This is a genomic window from Streptomyces sp. NBC_01446 (assembly GCF_026340095.1).
Taxonomy (GTDB): domain Bacteria; phylum Actinomycetota; class Actinomycetes; order Streptomycetales; family Streptomycetaceae; genus Streptomyces; species Streptomyces aureus.
The window spans coordinates 464,611-480,758 of record NZ_JAPEPO010000002.1 but is presented as its reverse complement, the minus strand read 5'-3'; the positions used below and the strand labels follow the sequence as shown (position 1 = coordinate 480,758).

General features: G+C 67.7%; 16 protein-coding genes and 2 pseudogenes. 10 read left to right on the top strand and 8 right to left on the bottom strand.

Annotated features, from left to right (window positions below; all coding sequences use genetic code 11):
- The first annotated feature begins 131 nt into the window (after positions 1–131).
- The 3 genes and pseudogenes from OG456_RS39720 to OG456_RS39710 form a co-directional block, all read left to right on the top strand.
- Positions 132–1,352 (top strand): transposase, encoded by a 1,221-nt coding sequence (locus tag OG456_RS39720; protein ID WP_266569938.1) that lies wholly within the window; start codon positions 132–134, stop codon positions 1,350–1,352.
- A 153-nt stretch (positions 1,353–1,505) separates the two neighbouring features.
- A pseudogene (locus OG456_RS39715) lies at positions 1,506–1,781 on the top strand (FMN-binding glutamate synthase family protein); the annotation flags it as partial.
- A gap of 13 nt (positions 1,782–1,794) precedes the next feature.
- Positions 1,795–1,995 (top strand): annotated as a pseudogene (locus OG456_RS39710) (thiamine pyrophosphate-binding protein); the annotation flags it as partial.
- A gap of 70 nt (positions 1,996–2,065) precedes the next feature.
- Here OG456_RS39710 and grpE read toward each other — a convergent pair.
- From grpE to OG456_RS39690, 4 genes are all read right to left on the bottom strand, one after another.
- Complete coding sequence (gene grpE, locus OG456_RS39705; protein WP_266569937.1) at positions 2,066–2,560, bottom strand: nucleotide exchange factor GrpE; 495 nt, start codon at positions 2,558–2,560, stop codon at positions 2,066–2,068.
- Between the two features lie 2 nt (positions 2,561–2,562).
- Positions 2,563–4,428: a molecular chaperone DnaK gene (dnaK, locus tag OG456_RS39700; protein WP_266569936.1), complete on the bottom strand. Its 1,866-nt coding sequence runs from the start codon at positions 4,426–4,428 to the stop codon at positions 2,563–2,565.
- 804 nt (positions 4,429–5,232) lie between these two features.
- Positions 5,233–5,652 carry an SseB family protein gene (locus OG456_RS39695; protein WP_266569935.1) on the bottom strand — a complete coding sequence of 140 codons (420 nt, stop codon included), beginning with the start codon at positions 5,650–5,652 and terminating at the stop codon, positions 5,233–5,235.
- 809 nt (positions 5,653–6,461) lie between these two features.
- Positions 6,462–7,139 (bottom strand): DNA polymerase ligase N-terminal domain-containing protein, encoded by a 678-nt coding sequence (locus OG456_RS39690; protein WP_266569934.1) that lies wholly within the window; start codon positions 7,137–7,139, stop codon positions 6,462–6,464.
- 275 nt (positions 7,140–7,414) lie between these two features.
- Between OG456_RS39690 and OG456_RS39685 the strand changes: the two genes are divergently transcribed.
- The 5 genes from OG456_RS39685 (at position 7,415) to OG456_RS39665 (ending at position 10,969) form a co-directional block, all read left to right on the top strand.
- Positions 7,415–7,972 carry a hemerythrin domain-containing protein gene (locus OG456_RS39685; RefSeq protein ID WP_266569933.1) on the top strand — a complete coding sequence of 186 codons (558 nt, stop codon included), beginning with the start codon at positions 7,415–7,417 and terminating at the stop codon, positions 7,970–7,972.
- Positions 7,973–7,991: 19 nt separating this feature from the next.
- Entirely contained in the window at positions 7,992–8,207 is a 216-nt protein-coding gene (locus tag OG456_RS39680; protein WP_266569932.1) for a hypothetical protein, read from the top strand.
- Between the two features lie 127 nt (positions 8,208–8,334).
- Complete coding sequence (locus OG456_RS39675) at positions 8,335–8,520, top strand: CsbD family protein (protein ID WP_266569931.1); 186 nt, start codon at positions 8,335–8,337, stop codon at positions 8,518–8,520.
- Positions 8,521–8,940: 420 nt separating this feature from the next.
- Positions 8,941–9,123, top strand: a complete 183-nt coding sequence (locus OG456_RS39670) for a hypothetical protein (protein WP_323136439.1) — start codon at positions 8,941–8,943, stop codon at positions 9,121–9,123.
- 16 nt (positions 9,124–9,139) lie between these two features.
- Positions 9,140–10,969 (top strand): thiamine pyrophosphate-requiring protein, encoded by a 1,830-nt coding sequence (locus tag OG456_RS39665; protein ID WP_266569930.1) that lies wholly within the window; start codon positions 9,140–9,142, stop codon positions 10,967–10,969.
- Positions 10,970–11,249: 280 nt separating this feature from the next.
- On the opposite strand, the gene OG456_RS39660 is transcribed toward OG456_RS39665, so the two are convergent.
- The 3 genes from OG456_RS39660 to OG456_RS39650 all read right to left on the bottom strand — a co-directional run bounded on the left by OG456_RS39660 (position 11,250) and on the right by OG456_RS39650 (position 13,994).
- Entirely contained in the window at positions 11,250–11,786 is a 537-nt protein-coding gene (locus OG456_RS39660) for an isochorismatase family cysteine hydrolase (protein WP_266569929.1), read from the bottom strand.
- A gap of 68 nt (positions 11,787–11,854) precedes the next feature.
- Positions 11,855–12,811, bottom strand: coding sequence for an LLM class F420-dependent oxidoreductase (locus OG456_RS39655; RefSeq protein ID WP_266569928.1), 957 nt, complete (start codon positions 12,809–12,811; stop codon positions 11,855–11,857).
- 172 nt (positions 12,812–12,983) lie between these two features.
- Positions 12,984–13,994: a Ppx/GppA family phosphatase gene (locus OG456_RS39650; RefSeq protein WP_266569927.1), complete on the bottom strand. Its 1,011-nt coding sequence runs from the start codon at positions 13,992–13,994 to the stop codon at positions 12,984–12,986.
- Positions 13,995–14,587: 593 nt separating this feature from the next.
- On the opposite strand from OG456_RS39650, the gene OG456_RS39645 reads away from it, so the two are divergent.
- Both OG456_RS39645 and OG456_RS39640 read left to right on the top strand, forming a co-directional pair.
- Entirely contained in the window at positions 14,588–14,848 is a 261-nt protein-coding gene (locus OG456_RS39645) for an ANTAR domain-containing protein (RefSeq protein ID WP_266569926.1), read from the top strand.
- A 385-nt stretch (positions 14,849–15,233) separates the two neighbouring features.
- A complete protein-coding gene (locus OG456_RS39640) occupies positions 15,234–15,527 on the top strand; it encodes a hypothetical protein (protein WP_266569925.1) in 294 nt (97 codons plus the stop codon).
- 12 nt (positions 15,528–15,539) lie between these two features.
- Here the strand turns inward: OG456_RS39640 and OG456_RS39635 are convergent, their stop codons facing one another.
- Complete coding sequence (locus OG456_RS39635) at positions 15,540–15,932, bottom strand: cation transporter (RefSeq protein WP_266569924.1); 393 nt, start codon at positions 15,930–15,932, stop codon at positions 15,540–15,542.
- Between the last annotated feature and the right edge of the window lie 216 nt (positions 15,933–16,148).

The window sequence follows — 16,148 nt, the reverse complement described above, 5'->3', positions numbered from 1 at the left end:
TCCTGCGGGGCAGGACGGGAAGTAGGGGTTTCGCCCCCAGGGCGAAAGACTGTCCACCGCGTGTCGGGGTGAGCGAGCCGACAGCGGTCAAGAACTCTCGACTGTCAGTCCTCCCGGGTAGGTTCGGGTGTATGGCGACGGGAGCGATCACGGAGGGGGCCGGGCATGCCCGGTACACCTTCCGTGTGCGCCTGTCGGCCACGGCCCGGCGCGCGCTCGACGCCGAGTGGGATCGCTGCCGGTGGCTGTGGAACGAGTGCGTGGCCAAGTCCAGGCAGGTCCACGCGCAGAGCAGAGCGGGCGGCGAGAAGCTGACGTGCGGTCCGGCCCAGCTTGACAAGCTGCTGACCGAGGCCCGCAAAGTGACGCCGTGGCTGGCTCAGGGCGCGTGCGTGCCACAGCAGCAGGTGATCCGCGACTTCACCAAGTCGAGGGCGAAGGCGCTGAAGGACATCAAGGACCGGCTTGCGCAGCACCGCCGGGCGGGGATGCCCCACTTCAAGCGCAAGCGGGACGCCAAGCCGAGCATGAACTACACGAAGCGCGGTTTCCGCCTCAAGGACGGTCGCCTGCACCTCGCGGGCGGGATCGTGCTGAGCGTGGTGTGGTCGCGGGACCTTCCGGCCGGCCCGTCGAGCGTGCGCGTGTACCAGGACACGCTTGGGCATTGGTACGTGTCCTTCGTCGCTCCCGCGCAGAGCGAACCGCTGCCCGCCACCGGGCGGGTTCTCGGGGTGGACTGGGGTGTGAAGGAGACGGCCACCACCACGGATGACGCCTACGACCTCCCGCATGCCGGGCACGGCAGGCGGGCCGCGCAGCGGCTCGCGAAGTACCAGCGGATGATGGCCCGGCGCCGGCGCCCGAAAGGGCAGCCCCCGTCCAAGGGTTATCGGAAGGCGCAGGCACAGGCGGCGAAGCTGCACAAGAAGATCGCGAGGCAGCGTGAGGACACCGGCCGCAAGTGGGCCACGTCCGTGATGCGTGGCCATGACGGGGTTGCGGTGGAGGACTTCCGGCCGAAGTTCCTCGCGAAGACCACGATGGCCCGCACAGCGGCCGACGCCGCCATCGCCGCGACGAAGCGCGCCCTGGTCGAGATGGGCCGCAAACACGCACGGGACGTCCGTCTCGTGCACCCGGCGCACACAACGATGCAATGTGCGCAGTGCGCAGCGAGAACCAAGCACGCACTCCCTCTCTCGATGAGAACGTACGCCTGCACCGTGTGCGGAGCCGTGTCCCCCCGGGACAAGAACTCCGCCCGCGTGATGCTGGTCCGGGCAGGTTGGAACCCGGACGGTGCCGAGGGCGCAAGACCACCTGAGCCGCCGGCTCGGGTGGCGGCCTGAGCCGTAAATCCCCGCACAGCCCTGGAGGGTGGAGAATCCCCTCCCTCCAGGGAGGGGAGCCTTCAAGACTCAGGATCCACGGCGTTCTCGTCGGCGTTCTCGTCGGCGTCGGCGTCGGCGTCGGCGTCGTCGCGTCGCGTCGTCGGCGTATGGCGTATCCGCGCACTCGACGTCGGCGACAAGACGGCGCGCGTGAAGCGCCTCCAGGAGGCGACGGTGGCCAGCGCGCTGCAGATCATGGCCTCCATGGGCGTGAGCGCTGCCTCGCAGTTCCGTCCACACATGCTCCACCGCCGCATCGACCCCTACACCGAGCACTCGTACGCCGAGTTCTACGAGTGGCTCGAGCCCGGCCAGTTGCTCGCCGAGCCTCCCGACACCTGGGCGGCCGACTGGCACGCGACCGACCCTGACCGCTTCACCGTCTGATCGACGGATCCCCCTGGCACGAACCGTGGCCCGCGTCATCGCGGACGCGCTGAGCGAACTGGGCGTGCGCCAGGTCCTCGGCGTCATCGGCGACGCGCTCAGTCCGCTGACTGACGCCATCCGCACCACCCAGGACGTTGAATGGGTGGGCTGCCGACACGCGGAAGCGGCCTCGCTTGCCGCGAGCGCTCAGTGGCGTGCCGCAGCGACGGTCCCTGGGAGGTGGCTCTCAACTCCGCGGCCAGTAGCGTGATCCGCTGTCGTCCCGTCGGGTTCGTATCGGCTCAGTTCCCTGTGTCATGCCCAAGGCGGGGATCCCATGCGGATCGTGGAGGTCCGGCGACCTCCACGTGGGCCGGACGCAGCAAGTGGTCACCAACTCGGTACCCGGGACAGAGTACGTGCGTGCAGGTCAGCCGGTCGGCGTCCGAGGAGACATGGTGGGCCACGGCGTCGTGGAGGGTGGGGTCGAACGCGTCGCCCTTGTCGCCGAACGACTGAAGGCCCAGCGAGCCGAGCTGGGTTCGCAGGGAGTCGGCGATCTCCTTCAAGCCCGGCGTGATCGGCTCGTGTTCGCACGTGCGGTCTACGGCATCCAGCACGGGAAGCAGCGCGCGAAGAACGTTGGTGACGGCGATCTCCCGCACAGCCATGCGATCGCGCTGTACTTGCTTGCGGTAGTTGTCGTACTCCGCCTTCACCCGCTGCAGGTCGGCCGTGCGCTCATCGAGCAGGCGCCGCAGCGAGAGGTCTGTGACGGGCAGTCGTTCCTTCTCCATGGTCAACCCGCCTCGGGCTTGTCGTCGTCGACGATCTCGGCGTCGACGACGTCGTCGTCAGCGGCCTTCTGCCCGTCACCCGGGGCACCGGCCTCAGGACCGCCCGCGGCCTGCGCGCCCTGGGCAGCGGCGTACATGGCCTGGCCCAGCTTCTGCGAGACGGCAGCGGCCTTCTCGGTGGCGGTGCGGATCTCGGCCGTGTCCTCGCCCTTGAGCTTCTCCTTCAGCTCGGTGAGCGACTCCTCGACCTCGGTCCTGACCTCGCCCGGGACCTTGTCCTCGTTGTCCTTGAGGAACTTCTCCGTCTGGTAGACGAGCTGCTCGCCCTGGTTGCGCGTCTCGGCGGCCTCGCGGCGTCGGCGGTCTTCCTCAGCGTGCTGTTCGGCTTCGTGCACCATGCGGTTGATGTCTCCCTTGGGCAGGGCGGAGCCGCCGGTGACGGTCATCTTCTGCTCCTTGCCCGTGCCCAGGTCCTTCGCGGTCACGTGCATGATGCCGTTGGCGTCGATGTCGAAGGCGACCTCGATCTGCGGAAGACCACGCGGGGCCGGCGGCAGACCGGTGAGCTCGAACATCCCGAGCTTCTTGTTGTACGCCGCGATCTCGCGCTCGCCCTGGAAGACCTGGATCTGCACCGACGGCTGGTTGTCCTCGGCCGTCGTGAAGATCTCGGAACGCTTGGTCGGGATCGTGGTGTTGCGCTCGATGAGCTTCGTCATGATCCCTCCCTTGGTCTCGATGCCGAGGGACAGCGGGGTCACGTCGAGGAGCAGGACGTCCTTGACCTCACCCTTGAGGACACCGGCCTGCAGAGCGGCGCCGATGGCGACGACCTCGTCCGGGTTCACCCCCTTGTTCGGATCCTTGCCAGTGAGTTCGCGGACCAGCTCGGTCACGGCCGGCATACGCGTCGAGCCGCCCACAAGGATCACGTGGTTGATGTCCGACAGCTTGACGCCGGCGTCCTTGATCGCGTTGTGGAACGGTGTCTTGCAGCGCTCCAGGAGGTCGGACGTGAGCTGCTGGAACTGGGCGCGCGTGAGCTTCTCGTCCAGGTGCAGCGGGCCCTCGGCGGAGGCTGTGATGTAGGGCAGGTTGATCGTGGTCTCGGAGGACGAGGACAACTCGATCTTCGCCCTCTCGGCGGTCTCCCGCAGGCGTTGCACAGCCATCTTGTCCTTGGACAGATCGACGCCGTGACCGTTCTTGAACTGCTGGACCAGGTGGTCCACGATGCGCTGGTCCCAGTCGTCACCGCCGAGGCTGGTGTCGCCGTTGGTGGCCTTCACCTCGATGACACCCTCGCCCATCTCGAGGAGCGAGACGTCGAAGGTGCCGCCACCCAGGTCGAAGACCAGCACGGTCTGGTCGTTCTCCTTGTCCAATCCGTACGCCAGTGCCGCGGCCGTGGGCTCGTTGACGATGCGCAGGACGTTCAGACCGGCGATCTCGCCGGCCTCCTTCGTCGCCTGCCTCTGGGTGTCATCGAAGTACGCAGGGACGGTGACCACCGCGTCGGTGACGTCCTCGCCCAGGTAGGACTCGGCGTCCCGCTTCAGCTTCTGCAGCACGCGCGCGGAGATCTCCTGCGCGTTGTACCGCTTGCCGTCGATGTCTGCGTCGTCCGGAAACCGCCAGCCGTGGTCTCCCATGTGCCGTTTCACGGAGCGCGCGGTGCGCTCCACGTTCGTCACGGCCTGTCGTTTGGCCACCTCGCCGACGAGCACTTCGCCGCTCTTGGTGAAGGCCACGACCGACGGGGTGGTCCTGGCCCCTTCCGTATTGGTGATCACGGTGGGCTCACCGCCCTCGAGGACCGAGACCACCGAGTTCGTCGTGCCGAGATCGATACCGACCGAGCGCGCCATCTGCCTCTCCCTCCTCTGTCGTGGTTGACAGCGTCCCGTCGCACCCTCCGCTCGCGCCGGGGTCGGCCCGTTTGCCGCAGGAGCTCGAGGGGGGAGCTTGGAGAGTGTTTCGAGTACCCATGCTTCGGCGGGCCACACGGCCCGCCCCGGATGTGAGGGTCAGGCTTCCGTGAGTGCCCATGCCGCGGCGCTCGCCCGGTGGACTCGTGGGCTGCCACAGACAGGCGGTGGCCTTGGTGGTCAGGATGGTGGCCACGGTGGAACGGCCGACGTGGCACTGCCTGCGCCGCGGGTGGTCAGCCCAGAAATGCGGGAGGCCGGGCCCCGATCTTGGCTGCAAAGCGGGCGGTACCGGGGCGCCGGGGGCCCTAGGCCGTCCACGTGCCCTCGGATGCCTGGAGTCCGTTCCCTGCTCCCGGGCCGGTCGCCTCGCCCTGGCAGGCTGGAGACAACGATGCGTCGGCCGCGTGGAAAGCCATGGTCTCTATGCGTGTGGGGCTCATGACGCCGGGCTTCGAGTCCGTGCGTGGGGTACTCGCTGACGTGAGCGGTCGGCCGGCTTGGGATTTCGGCGGGTCGGAGCCGGTCCCCAGTCTTCGCTCCTCGCCAAGTTGCAGGGGGCGGAGAGTCATGTCTTCGTCGTTGGTCATGCGGCGGGCACATACTTACGTGCCGGTGCTCTGCTGGGAGCGGGCGGTCTCCTTCCCCGGGCATGGGGATTGGTGTGGGTGCTGCGTTCGGATGCGCTGAGTGAGAGGCAACGCCGTCATGAGGCCCGGATATCCGTGTTTGGTGAGGTGGCGATCATGGCCGGGGCGGGGCGAGCAGGGCTCGGACGCCTTTACTTGTGAGGATCACGCCGTCGTGGTGGCCAGGGTCGATGAGCAGGGCCAGGTCTTCGTCGCTGGGCCAGTTGGCTGCCAGCAGTCCAAGTTGTATCTGGTGACTCTCGAGAATGTCGGGGAGTGCCTGGCCCATTCGCTCTGCTGATGTGAAGACGGGAACGGCACGAAGGCGTGGTGGGTCGTCGATCACTGGAAGCGTCAGTCCGCCGTCTTCCGAGTGGTCGTGACTGTCCAGTTCGGTAGGTTCAGGAACGAGAATGTCGCACGCGGCCAGTGTGTCCAGCGCAGCCAGGTCGTCAGGTGCGCGGTGGAGGTCGCGTAGGGCGTCCTGGGCGGCGGCCGCGAACAGTTCCTCGGGGATGCTGTTGTCACACATCATTTGTCCCCTCGTGGCTCCGAGTGGGCCGCCCGACGTGGGTTCGCCGGGTGGGGGTCTGCCGTCTCCGCTCTCCGGTACCCAGGAGTGATCTAACTATGCGGCACCATCGTGTCGGCGGCGAGGACGGGCCGTCACGCGGGCGATGGGGGAGGGGCTCCGAGCCACGGGGTGCCAGTGACTGCGGAGGCCGACTGCCGGCATCGGCCTCCGCAGGGGCGGGTGCAGGACCCGCCCCTGCGCCATCCCAGGCAACATCGGGCTGAGGCGCCCGGCCCGCTGGACTGCAATGGGCGTGACTTCCAGCGGGCGATCTGAGGCCCCGGCCTCTTCGCTCCTCGACCGGAGTCCCCGGTCAGGAGGCTGCGACGAGCGCTTCCGCAGCGATGACATGAACGTGCCGCTGCACTTCGACGGACGCATGGAGCATCTGAGTCAAGATCGAGTCAGCCTGGGCCGACAACATGCTCACCGACGGCGAGTTCGAGGACATGTTCATCACCGGCGTCAACGTCGAAGACGTCGGAGAGAGGAGCGAAGCGTGTTTCGCGAGCAGCAGCTACATCTCCCCGTGTCGCGCTCTCTCGCCGCTCAGGGATCACCGCGCTCCCTGACGACGTCGGTCGGATTCTTGTCGTCTCGTAGCCCCAGGTATCGAGGGTGGCGCATTTCTTCGCGCTGTGACAGAACAACGGGTTCTGGTCTTACCGGCGCTCCGCAGGCCGCATCCGAGAGGTCGGCAGTTCGGCTCCCGGAGCAGCCATGCGGGTGCGGCTGTCCAGTTCGGGCGGCAATGCGTCCAGCAGGCTGTCTCATTCCCGTGCACCGGCGTTCGCCTCCCATGTGGGCGCGTCCGGGGCCTCGGCGACCTGGCGCAGTGTTCGGCCGCTGCGGGCCGAGCGGGCCCGCCGTGGATCGGGGGTGCCGGCACCGCTCCCGTGTCCGTGACCGGTCCGAACGAGAAGCCATGTCGGCTTCTTGGCGACCCCGTCGCTCGCTTCCTCACGGCCGTGGAACCGGGTGAGTGCGTACCGGCCGTGCAGCTTCTTGCCGTGCAGCTCGAACGTGGCGTGGCCGTCCTCCAGAGCCTGTCCGAAAGGCACCGGCCGGTTCCGTTTGTCATGGCTGGTCGGCCGGTACGTACCGCAGTCCCAGACAATGACGGTTCCGCCGCCGTACTCGCCCTTTGGGATCACCCCCTCGAAATCCACGTAGTTCAAGGGGTGATCCTCGGTGGGAATGGCGAGTCGCTTGTCCTGCGGGTCGGGGGAGGGCCCCTTCGGGACCGACCAGGACTTCAGTACTCCCTCGACCTCGAGGCGGAAGTCGAAGTGCATCGTGCTCGCGTCGTGGATCTGCACCACGAACGTGGGCTCCTCGCTCATGGCCGGTGGCGCCTCGTTCTTCATCGCGCGCTCGTCGCTCGGCTCAGCCGTCCGGTCGAAGTGCCGCTTCCCGCGATAGGCCCGCAGTTTGTCCTTCTCGCTCACGGCAGTTCCCTCCTTCGGGGCCGGGCGGGTCCGCTGCGGTCGAGTACCCGTGATCGTCACGGACACACGACGTTCGGGCCAGTGTGTGACGCCGTGGAATCCATGAGTTCTTGGTGGTTCCGGGCCGGCGGCGGTCTGTCGGCGGAAGGAGCAGATGCGCGAGGCGGGCGAGGCAAGGGACGTGTGTGCCGGCGTGGCCCTCGGGTACCCGTGCGCTCCAGAGGCGGGCGCGCCTGCTCGTTCTCGGTGACCAGATCGAAAAGGAGGGCCCTGCCATGGGGCACGGTGGAAACGTCATCGCGGAGCTGACAGTCGACCATCGCGAGGTGGACGAGCTGTTCATCCGCATCGAGGCGCAGCCGGCCCGGGACACCCGGCGCCGCGAGCTGGTGGATGAACTGACGGTCGAGTTGGTACGGCACTCGGTCGCCGAGGAGCAGTACCTCTACCCGGCGGTGCGTGAACACGTCGACGGCGGCGACGCTTTGGCGGACAAGGAGCTCGAGGACCATGCTGAGGCGGAGCGGCTGCTCAAGGATCTAGAGGGCCGCGACGCCGACGACGATCAGTTCGACACGCTTGTGGCGAAGCTGAAGTCCGAGGTGACCGAGCATATCCGGGACGAGGAGGCACGACTCTTCCCGCTGCTGGCAGCCGTCTGCACACCGCAGGAGCTGGAGGAGCTGGGAGACAAGGTTCGCAAGGCCAAGAAGGCGGCCCCGACCCGCCCTCACCCTTCCGTGCCCACCACACCTCCCGGCAACAAGATCCTCGGTCCTGGCGTCGGTCTCGTCGACCGCGCCCGTGACCTGCTGACCGGCCGCAAGCACTGAACGACCAGCATCCGAAGGCGTGCTGGACGCGGCGGGCAAGATAACTGGACTCGGCGTCGGAGCGCTGCCCATCTGTGGCAGTGACGAGAGGTTCAAGGGCGTTCCGACCGACCACAAGGTACGCAGGCTGCCCGTCATCGCCGGGCACATCCTGATCGGCATGGTTGCGCGAGTGCCAGCGGCACGCGAGGGGCTCAGAAGTCCGCTCAGCCCTCACCGTGGCGAGCCTCATTAGGGGCGCGCAACCCCGGCCGTGAGGCCCGGTGACACGGTGTGACTGTCCGGCGGGCGATCTTCCTTCGTCTCTCCTACGTTGGAGGAGCAGGCGTCACACAAGACGCCACAGAGAACGAGGAGTTGTCATGGCCGGTAAGGGTGGCACGGACAAGGTCAAGGGTAAGGCCAAGGAGATGACCGGCAAGGTCACTGGCAATCGCGGCAAGGAGGCCGAGGGCAGGGCCGACCAGGCGAAGGGCGAGGAGTCCCTGCGTGGGGTCCACGACCGTGCCCGAGGCGCTGCTGAGCCCCTGAAGCGCCGCCACAACTGACCGCTTCGTGAATGGGCCCCCACCATGCGGGTGGGGGCCATCCACGTGTGCAGACTCGGCTGACTCCGTGCGTTACCGTCCGCGTCCGTTAGTCGGAGCGTGTGCTGGCAACTCGTGCCTGGATCTTGGCATTCCGTACGGAGACGACGCGAGGACGACGAGGATGAAGTGTTGAAGAAGAGACCTCCCGCGCGTCACATGTTCACGGTCGGCGTCGAACTGTGTGACCGCGTATCGGTGGCAGTGGGGCGTCAAGGATCGCCTCGAACTCCGCATTCGAAGTGGTTGTCGACGGTCTTGCCGTACGCCTGGGCGGAGCCTCCGTAGGAGTTGTCGCCCGCGCCGGCGGACGGATTCAGTTGCCGCACCAAGATCGAGCAGGACGCGTCCGGCCGGTGCGCGATCCACGTTGCCTAGGTCTTGGCACTCGGCCTCGACGGACACCTGCCCGTCGAGCACCCGGAGAAGGCCGCGGACCGGCCCGCCCTTTCCGTCCGTGACGGACGCCTCGTCTCGGAGGCGCTGCTCGGCGAGGCGGGTACGGAGGCTGCCGGGGGCGCGTACGCCGTGAAGCACCGGTTGAGGACCACGCCCCACGATTGACGAAGGGGAGTCATCCATGTCGACCAAAGTCTCTGACTACGTCCTGCAGCGCCTGCGCGAGTGGGGAGTCGAGCATGTCTTCGCCTACGCGGGCGACGGAATCAACGGTCTCCTCGCGGCGTGGGGGCGGGCGGACAACAAGCCGCAGTTCATCCAGTCGCGGCACGAAGAGATGTCCGCGTTCGAGGCGGTCGGCTACGCGAAGTTCTCCGGCAAGGTCGGCGTGTGCGCCGCGACCTCGGGACCCGGTGCGATCCACCTGCTCAACGGCCTGTACGACGCCAAGCTCGACCACGTTCCCGTCGTCGCGATCGTCGGCCAGACGAACCGCAGCGCGATGGGAGGTTCCTATCAGCAGGAGGTCGACCTGCTGAGTCTGTACAAGGACGTGGCCTCCGACTTCTGCGAGATGGTGACCGTCCCCGAACAGCTGCCCAACGTGATCGACCGGGCGATGAGGACGGCGTACGCCAACCGGACGGTCACCGCGGTGATCATCCCCGCGGACGTCCAGGAGCTCGACTACTCGCCTCCGACGCACGCGTTCAAGATGGTGCCCTCCAGCCTCGGATTGGGGTCCTACGCCCCCGTCCCCGACCCGGCTGAGATCGAGCGCGCGGCGGAGGTGCTGAACGCGGGGGAGAAGGTCGCGATCCTCATCGGGCAGGGCGCACGGGGCGCGCGGGCGGAGGTCGAAGAGCTCGCGGAGGTTCTGGGGGCCGGGGTGGCAAAGGCGCTGCTCGGCAAGGACGCGCTTGCCGACGACTTGCCGTATGTCACCGGGTCGATCGGTCTGCTCGGCACGCGGCCTTCGTACGAACTCATGCAGGACTGCGACACCCTGCTGGTGGTGGGATCCAGCTTTCCCTACACCCAGTTCATGCCCGGCCTCGACCAGGCGCGCGCGGTGCAGATCGACATCGATCCCTACATGGTCGGGCTGCGCTATCCGTTCGAGGTCAACCTTGTCGGCGACGCGGCCGCGACGCTCAAGGCGTTGCTCCCGCATCTGAATCGGAAGAAGCACGGTTCCTGGCGCGAGAAGATCGAGAAGGACACCGTGCGCTGGTGGGAAGTCATGGAGCGGCGGGCCGCGGTGGAGGCCGACCCGATCAACCCCGAATACGTCGTACATGCCCTCGACGCGCTGCTGCCGTCGAACGTGATGCTGGCCGCGGACTCCGGCTCCGCCGCGAACTGGTACGCCCGGCACCTGCGGATGCGCGGGAACATGCGCGGCTCGCTGTCCGGCACGCTCGCCACCATGGGTCCCGGAGTGCCGTACGTCATCGGTGCCAAGTTCGCCCACCCGGACCGGCCCGCCATCGCCATCGTCGGGGACGGGGCGATGCAGATGAACGGTCTGGCCGAACTCATCACCGCGGCGAAGTACTGGCCCGAGTGGCAGGACCCCCGCCTGATCGTCGCCGTACTCAACAACCAGGACCTCAACCAGGTGACCTGGGAGATGCGCGCCATGTCGGGTGCCCCCCAGTTCCTCCCCTCACAGGCACTTCCCGATGTGCCCTACGCCGACTTCGCCCGCTCGATCGGGCTGGAGGGCGTGCGGGTGGAGAAGCCCGGCGACGTCGAGTCTGCCTGGCATCGCGCCTTGGGCGCGGAACGTCCCTTCGTCATCGACTTCCGCACCGACCCGGCCGTGCCGCCGATCCCCCCGCACGCCAGTCTCGACCAGATCGAGGCCGCCGCTCTGTCCGTCATCAAGGGCGACAGCGACCGAGGAGCGATGATCAAGCAGGGCCTCAAGGCCAAGATGCAGGAGATGCTCTCCAGCCGGCACCGCCATGACGCGGCGGACACCGAGGACGGACAAGGAGGGCGATGACCGGGGACAACAGGTCCGGTCCCGCCCCGCGCGGTCGACTCCGTCGAGGCCGCTGTCCACACCGTGCCCACCGACGCGCCGGAGGCGCAAGCTGTACGTGGACGCCAATGGTGCCTGCGCCTGACTGCGCACCGCCGCGGTGGCCGAGGCGGCCGGACTCCGGGCGCATTCGTGGACGCGCTGATACAGGAGGCCGCCTCATGCCTTGCGACGGTGCCTCTTTGAGTGAGCCGTAAGCCTGGTCGACTCAGTCAGCAGTCAGCAGTCAGCGACACCGGGGTCAGAACTGGATCTGATCGGTGACCACGATGTCGGCGCCCATGTTCCGCTCCATCATCCGCAGAGCGGCATCCGCCAGATCCTCGTGGATGTGCGCGACGGCGTCGCGGGGGACCGTCACCTCGAGGTGACGGATGTGGGCGTCGAGCGCCGAGTACAGGACGCACTGCTCGGTGACCTGGCCGCACAGCACGACACGATCGATTCCTTGCTGTCTCAGGAGATAGCTGAGAGGCGTCTCGAAGAAGATGGAATGCCGTGCCTTGACGACGAAGAGGGAATCCTCGTCCGGGCAGAGGGGGCGGACCAGATCCGCGTGCGGCCCCGAGAGGGCAGTCTCCAGGAGCTCCCCGTGATGGGATCTCCACTGTCCGAAGTTGTCGTTCGCGTAGATGACCGGAACGCCGCTCTCGCGGGCGCGTTGGAGCAGTCGCACGATGGCCGGGAGCGCGGCCTCCGCGGTGGGCAGCAACAGGTGGGCGTCATCGTGTTCGTATGTGTTGATCATGTCGATGACGACGACCGCGGTCCTTCCCATGCCTTTCCCCTTGCATGTCGTGCTTCGGCTGCACCTCTCCCAGCCCTCTGCGACCCGAGTGGGGTGGCTCAGGTCCCGAGCTGTGACAGCACCTTGGTGCGGTAGAAGTCGAAGAACCCTTGCTGATCCTTGCCGATCTGGTTGATGTAGACGGTGTCGAAGCCGGCGTCGACGTACTCCTTGACCGCCGCCACGTGGGCATCGACGTCGTCCCCGCAGGTCAGGTTCGCCTCGACGCGGTCGGGTGTGACGAGTTCTGAGGCCTGCTCGAAGTGGCGCGGAGTGGGCAGGACCTGGGCGAGTTCGCCGGGCAGGTGCGCGTTCGGCCAGAGGCGGTGAGCGGTGCGGACGGCTTCCGCCGCGTCCGTGTCCCAGCAGACCTTGAGACCGGCGGCCACCGGTTTGGTTCCGCCACCGCTGCGGCGGAACCGTTCGATGGCGGCGGTGTCGGGGGCCATCGTGATGAGGCCGTCCCCGATCCGACCGGCCAGCTCGGCGGCCTGCGGGCCGAAGGCGGAGACGTCGATGGGCACGGGCCCGTCGGGGACGGTGAAGAGCCGGGCGTTCTCCACGGTGTAGTACTTGCCGCGATGGCTGATCTGGTCTCCGGTGAACAGGCGCCGCATCACCTGGACCGCCTCTTCCAGCATCTCCAGCCGGACAGGTGCTTCGGGCCAGGCGTCGCCCAAAATGTGCTCGTTGAGGGCTTCCCCGGTGCCGATGCCCAGCCGGAACCGGCCGCCGAGCTGGACGGCACTCGTAGCGGCTGCCTGAGCGACCACGGCCGGGTGCATCCGCATGATGGGGCAGGTCACAGCGGTTTCCACGGGAAGTGACACGGCTTGGGAGAGCGCGCCGATCACTGACCAGACGAACGGGCTCTGCCCCTGGTTGCTGTTCCACGGATGGTAGTGGTCAGAGATCCACAGCGAGGTGAAACCGGCTTGTTCCGCCATCCTGGCCTGTTCCACCAGCTCGCTCGGTGTGTGCTCTTCGCACGACAGGAAATAGCCGAATTCCGTCATGAAGACTCCTCAGGGAGTGAAGGGACTCGTCACCCGAGTGGCCCGACGGCGCACGAGGAAACTTCCCTGCGCCCACTGCGTCCGTAGATACCTCTGCACGGCTCTGTTCCGGCGCTCGATCGTCACCCTAGGGGCGGGCGGCACCGGGCGCATGTGGGCGGCAGGGGTGGCGTCAGCGCGAGGGGTCCGCGACCCGCGAGGGCGTGCGGCTGGCGGGGGCGGCACCCGTGTCGCAGGTCTGGGCCAGATCGGACCACCACGCGCTGCCCTCCTCTATGAGGCGCAGCAGGATTCCCTCACGAATGGCCCAGGGGCAGATGGTGACCTCGGTGATACCCATGAGCTTCATGGCCGTGTGACCCACGAGGGCTCCGGCCAGGCTCTGCTCCGCACGCGGTGCGGAGATCCCGGCCAGCTGTGCACGCTCGGGTGACGGCAGGGCGGCGAGGCGATCGACTGCGCGGCGCAGGTCCCTTCGTGTCAAGGGGCGTGGGACGAAGGGGCCCTGTCGGCCAGGGGGCGCACCGCACAAGCGGCCCAGCTGCTCGAACGTCCTTGACGTGGCCACGGTGGTGCGGGGCCCCTCCCAGCGGATCCGCGAGGCCACGTCCCTGAGCTGATGGCGAATCCTGCGGCGCAGCGCCTTGACGCTCTCCGCACAGGGCGGCTCCTCTTCGCTGAGGAACTCCCGCGTGAGCCGGTTGGCGCCGAGAGGCAACGAAGCCGCGAAATCGGGCAGCCTGCCACGCCCGAACGCCACTTCCAGTGAGCCGCCGCCGATGTCCAGCATGGCCAGTGGACCGGCTCGCCACCCCATCCACCGTCGCGCTCCCAGGAAGGTCAACTCGGCTTCCATCTCGCCGGGCAACGTGCGGATCCGGACGCCCGTGCGGGCGTACAGGGCCTGGACGACATCAAGACAGTTCGGCGCGTTGCGTACCACGGTGGTAGCGAAGGTCAACGGCGCTGCAGCGCCCCAGTGTCGGGCTGTCCGCGTAGCGGCAGAGACGGCCGTGACGAGTTGCTGGACCGCGGGCTCAGGAACCATCCCGTCGGGGTCCACCTGCTCCGACAGCCGCAGCTTCCACTTGGCTGTGTGCACGGGCAGCGGCACCCCGCCCTGCGCGTCGGCCACAACGAGCCGGACGGTCTTGGATCCCACGTCGATCACACTCATTCGCATGGCGGGTGAGTACCCGTCGCGGGCACCGCAGACACGGGAGCCTCGGCGCGCGTTACGGCGCCGGCCCCGACGAACCCCTGCCCGAGAGTCACTACCCGATGCGTCCGCAAGCCTCGAATCTGTTGGCGGTCAGGAGCCGCCCCTTTGGGCACGGATGACGACCAGTTCTTCCGAGCCTTCCGCGCCCACGATCCCTCGTCAGCGCGGCCTTGGCTTGCGCGAACGCAGAACAGGGTCGAAGGGGATGCGGGCTCGATCGATGGCCTTGGGACGGAGCCCTGCGTCGGTGAGTCGCTTCAGTGTCGCTGCCGTTCCGGACAGTAGTGCGGCGCCGTTGTGACACGGGTGGGCTGCTGAGGTGGCTGTGGTTGTGCCACGCCCAAGGGCAAGACGTACGCCTCTCGGCGGCTTGTCGCTTCACTCGGGGACAGTGAAAGTAGTGGTTACATTTGTCGCCGATTGTCCTGGAGGCACCGTTGAGGCCCCACCCCGATGAGCAGCGAAGCGATGAGCTTGTGGCCGAAGGCCTAGAGGTACCCGTCTTGGACCGGGACGCCGGAGCCGGTCGGCCGCAACCGGGGGCTTTCGACGCGGTGGTCGACCGAGCGGCCGGCGTGCTCATCGCCGTGGGGCGGATGACGTCGGCGGAAGCCTGGGACGTCCTGCGGGAGACGTCCATGCGCACAGACATCAAGCTCCGCCACGTCGCCGAGCTGCTGGTCGAGTGGGGTCGCACGGGCGCGTTGTGCGCGGACATCCGCACCGAACTGGATCGCCAGCTCGCCCAGCGCCGGCCGGCGCCGATGCCGGGCCCGGAAGCCGACGGCCCTCTTGCAGGACCGTGGACAACATAACGGGGGCAAGGAGGGCCGGGCCACGGTCACCCAGCGCTCTGGTGACCGCATGCGGCACCGAAACCCCGCCCCAGGACCTGCGCGCCGAAGCCGTGCCGGTTGTGTTTCGTCTCAGGCTGCCTGGTGGTCCGTGTCCTGCTCTCCGTCGCGGGCGGCTTCCTCGGGTGATCAGCCGTGGCGGTCGTGCGTTGAAGCCGTCGATGGCTTTGAAGCCGTCGCGGACTTCGCACTGAGCCGGATTTGCCTCTCGGCGACAGGAGCCACCCCTGCGGCCGTCCACGCTGTAACGCATACGGAGGCAAGCCCCGTCACCGTTCCGTGTCCCGTGTGCTTCCGTGCTGTCGAGGAACACCTCGTCGGCCGTCGGCCAGGTTCGTGTCACGGAGTGTTTGATGCGCTCGGAGACCTGCTCGCCCTCCCCGTTGTCCAGGCCAAGCCGCAGATCTGTGCCAGCCGCGAGCAGCGTCTGTTCGATGCCAAGCTGCGTGGTCGGCGGGGCGACCGCACAGGCGACCCCGGGCTGGGCGTCGAGCAGCGCGTGGATTTCGCCCCGCAGTTCCGGGCCGACGGCCTCACCGATGAGCTGGTTCCGGGCGTCCCTGCCGAGGTGGTAGGCCACGTAGACCAGGAGCAGCCCGATTGCAGAGAGACCGACGCCTCCCAGACCACCTGTCCGTGACCAGGTGCAGGATCATGCAAGCGGCGGCGAGTGGAACGCCGACGACAGCTGTGCCGTTTCTTCGGCGACAACGGGGCTCGCAGCACCGGATTGCTGCGGGCCCCGCCACGCCCATGACGTACCTGATGAAGTGCCCGCAGGAGCGAGCCGCCCCCGGCCAGGACCGCTGCGCCAAGTACCGAGAGTCCCGCCGCGTAGGCACTGGTGGACTCCTGCTGGTGCGAACGCAATGCCTTGGGCGAACGAGAAGCAGCCGCCCACGATGAAGATACCGACTGCGGCCAACAGCGACCACAAATAGCTAGCGTTCCTTACCCCCAAGCCGAAAGGGTGCTGTGGGTCGGCCGGGCGTCTACTGCGGCGCAAGGCGGCGAGCGGGAAGGCCTCGTTCAAGCTGTCGGCCACGGAATGACCCCGCCTCCGACAGCAGCGGGGACGCGCCGGAGAGGAGGTCGGCGACCGCCTTGACGACGGCTATGGGGAGTTGGCGCCAAGCGGCGCCAGGACGGTCAGCCTGGTTTTGCGGTCCGCGGTTTTTTGTAGCACTTATCGGTGCCTCAACTATCCTTATGTGCACGCTCATTGGGACCAGAAGCGCCGGAGGCGCGGACAGTCGACAGT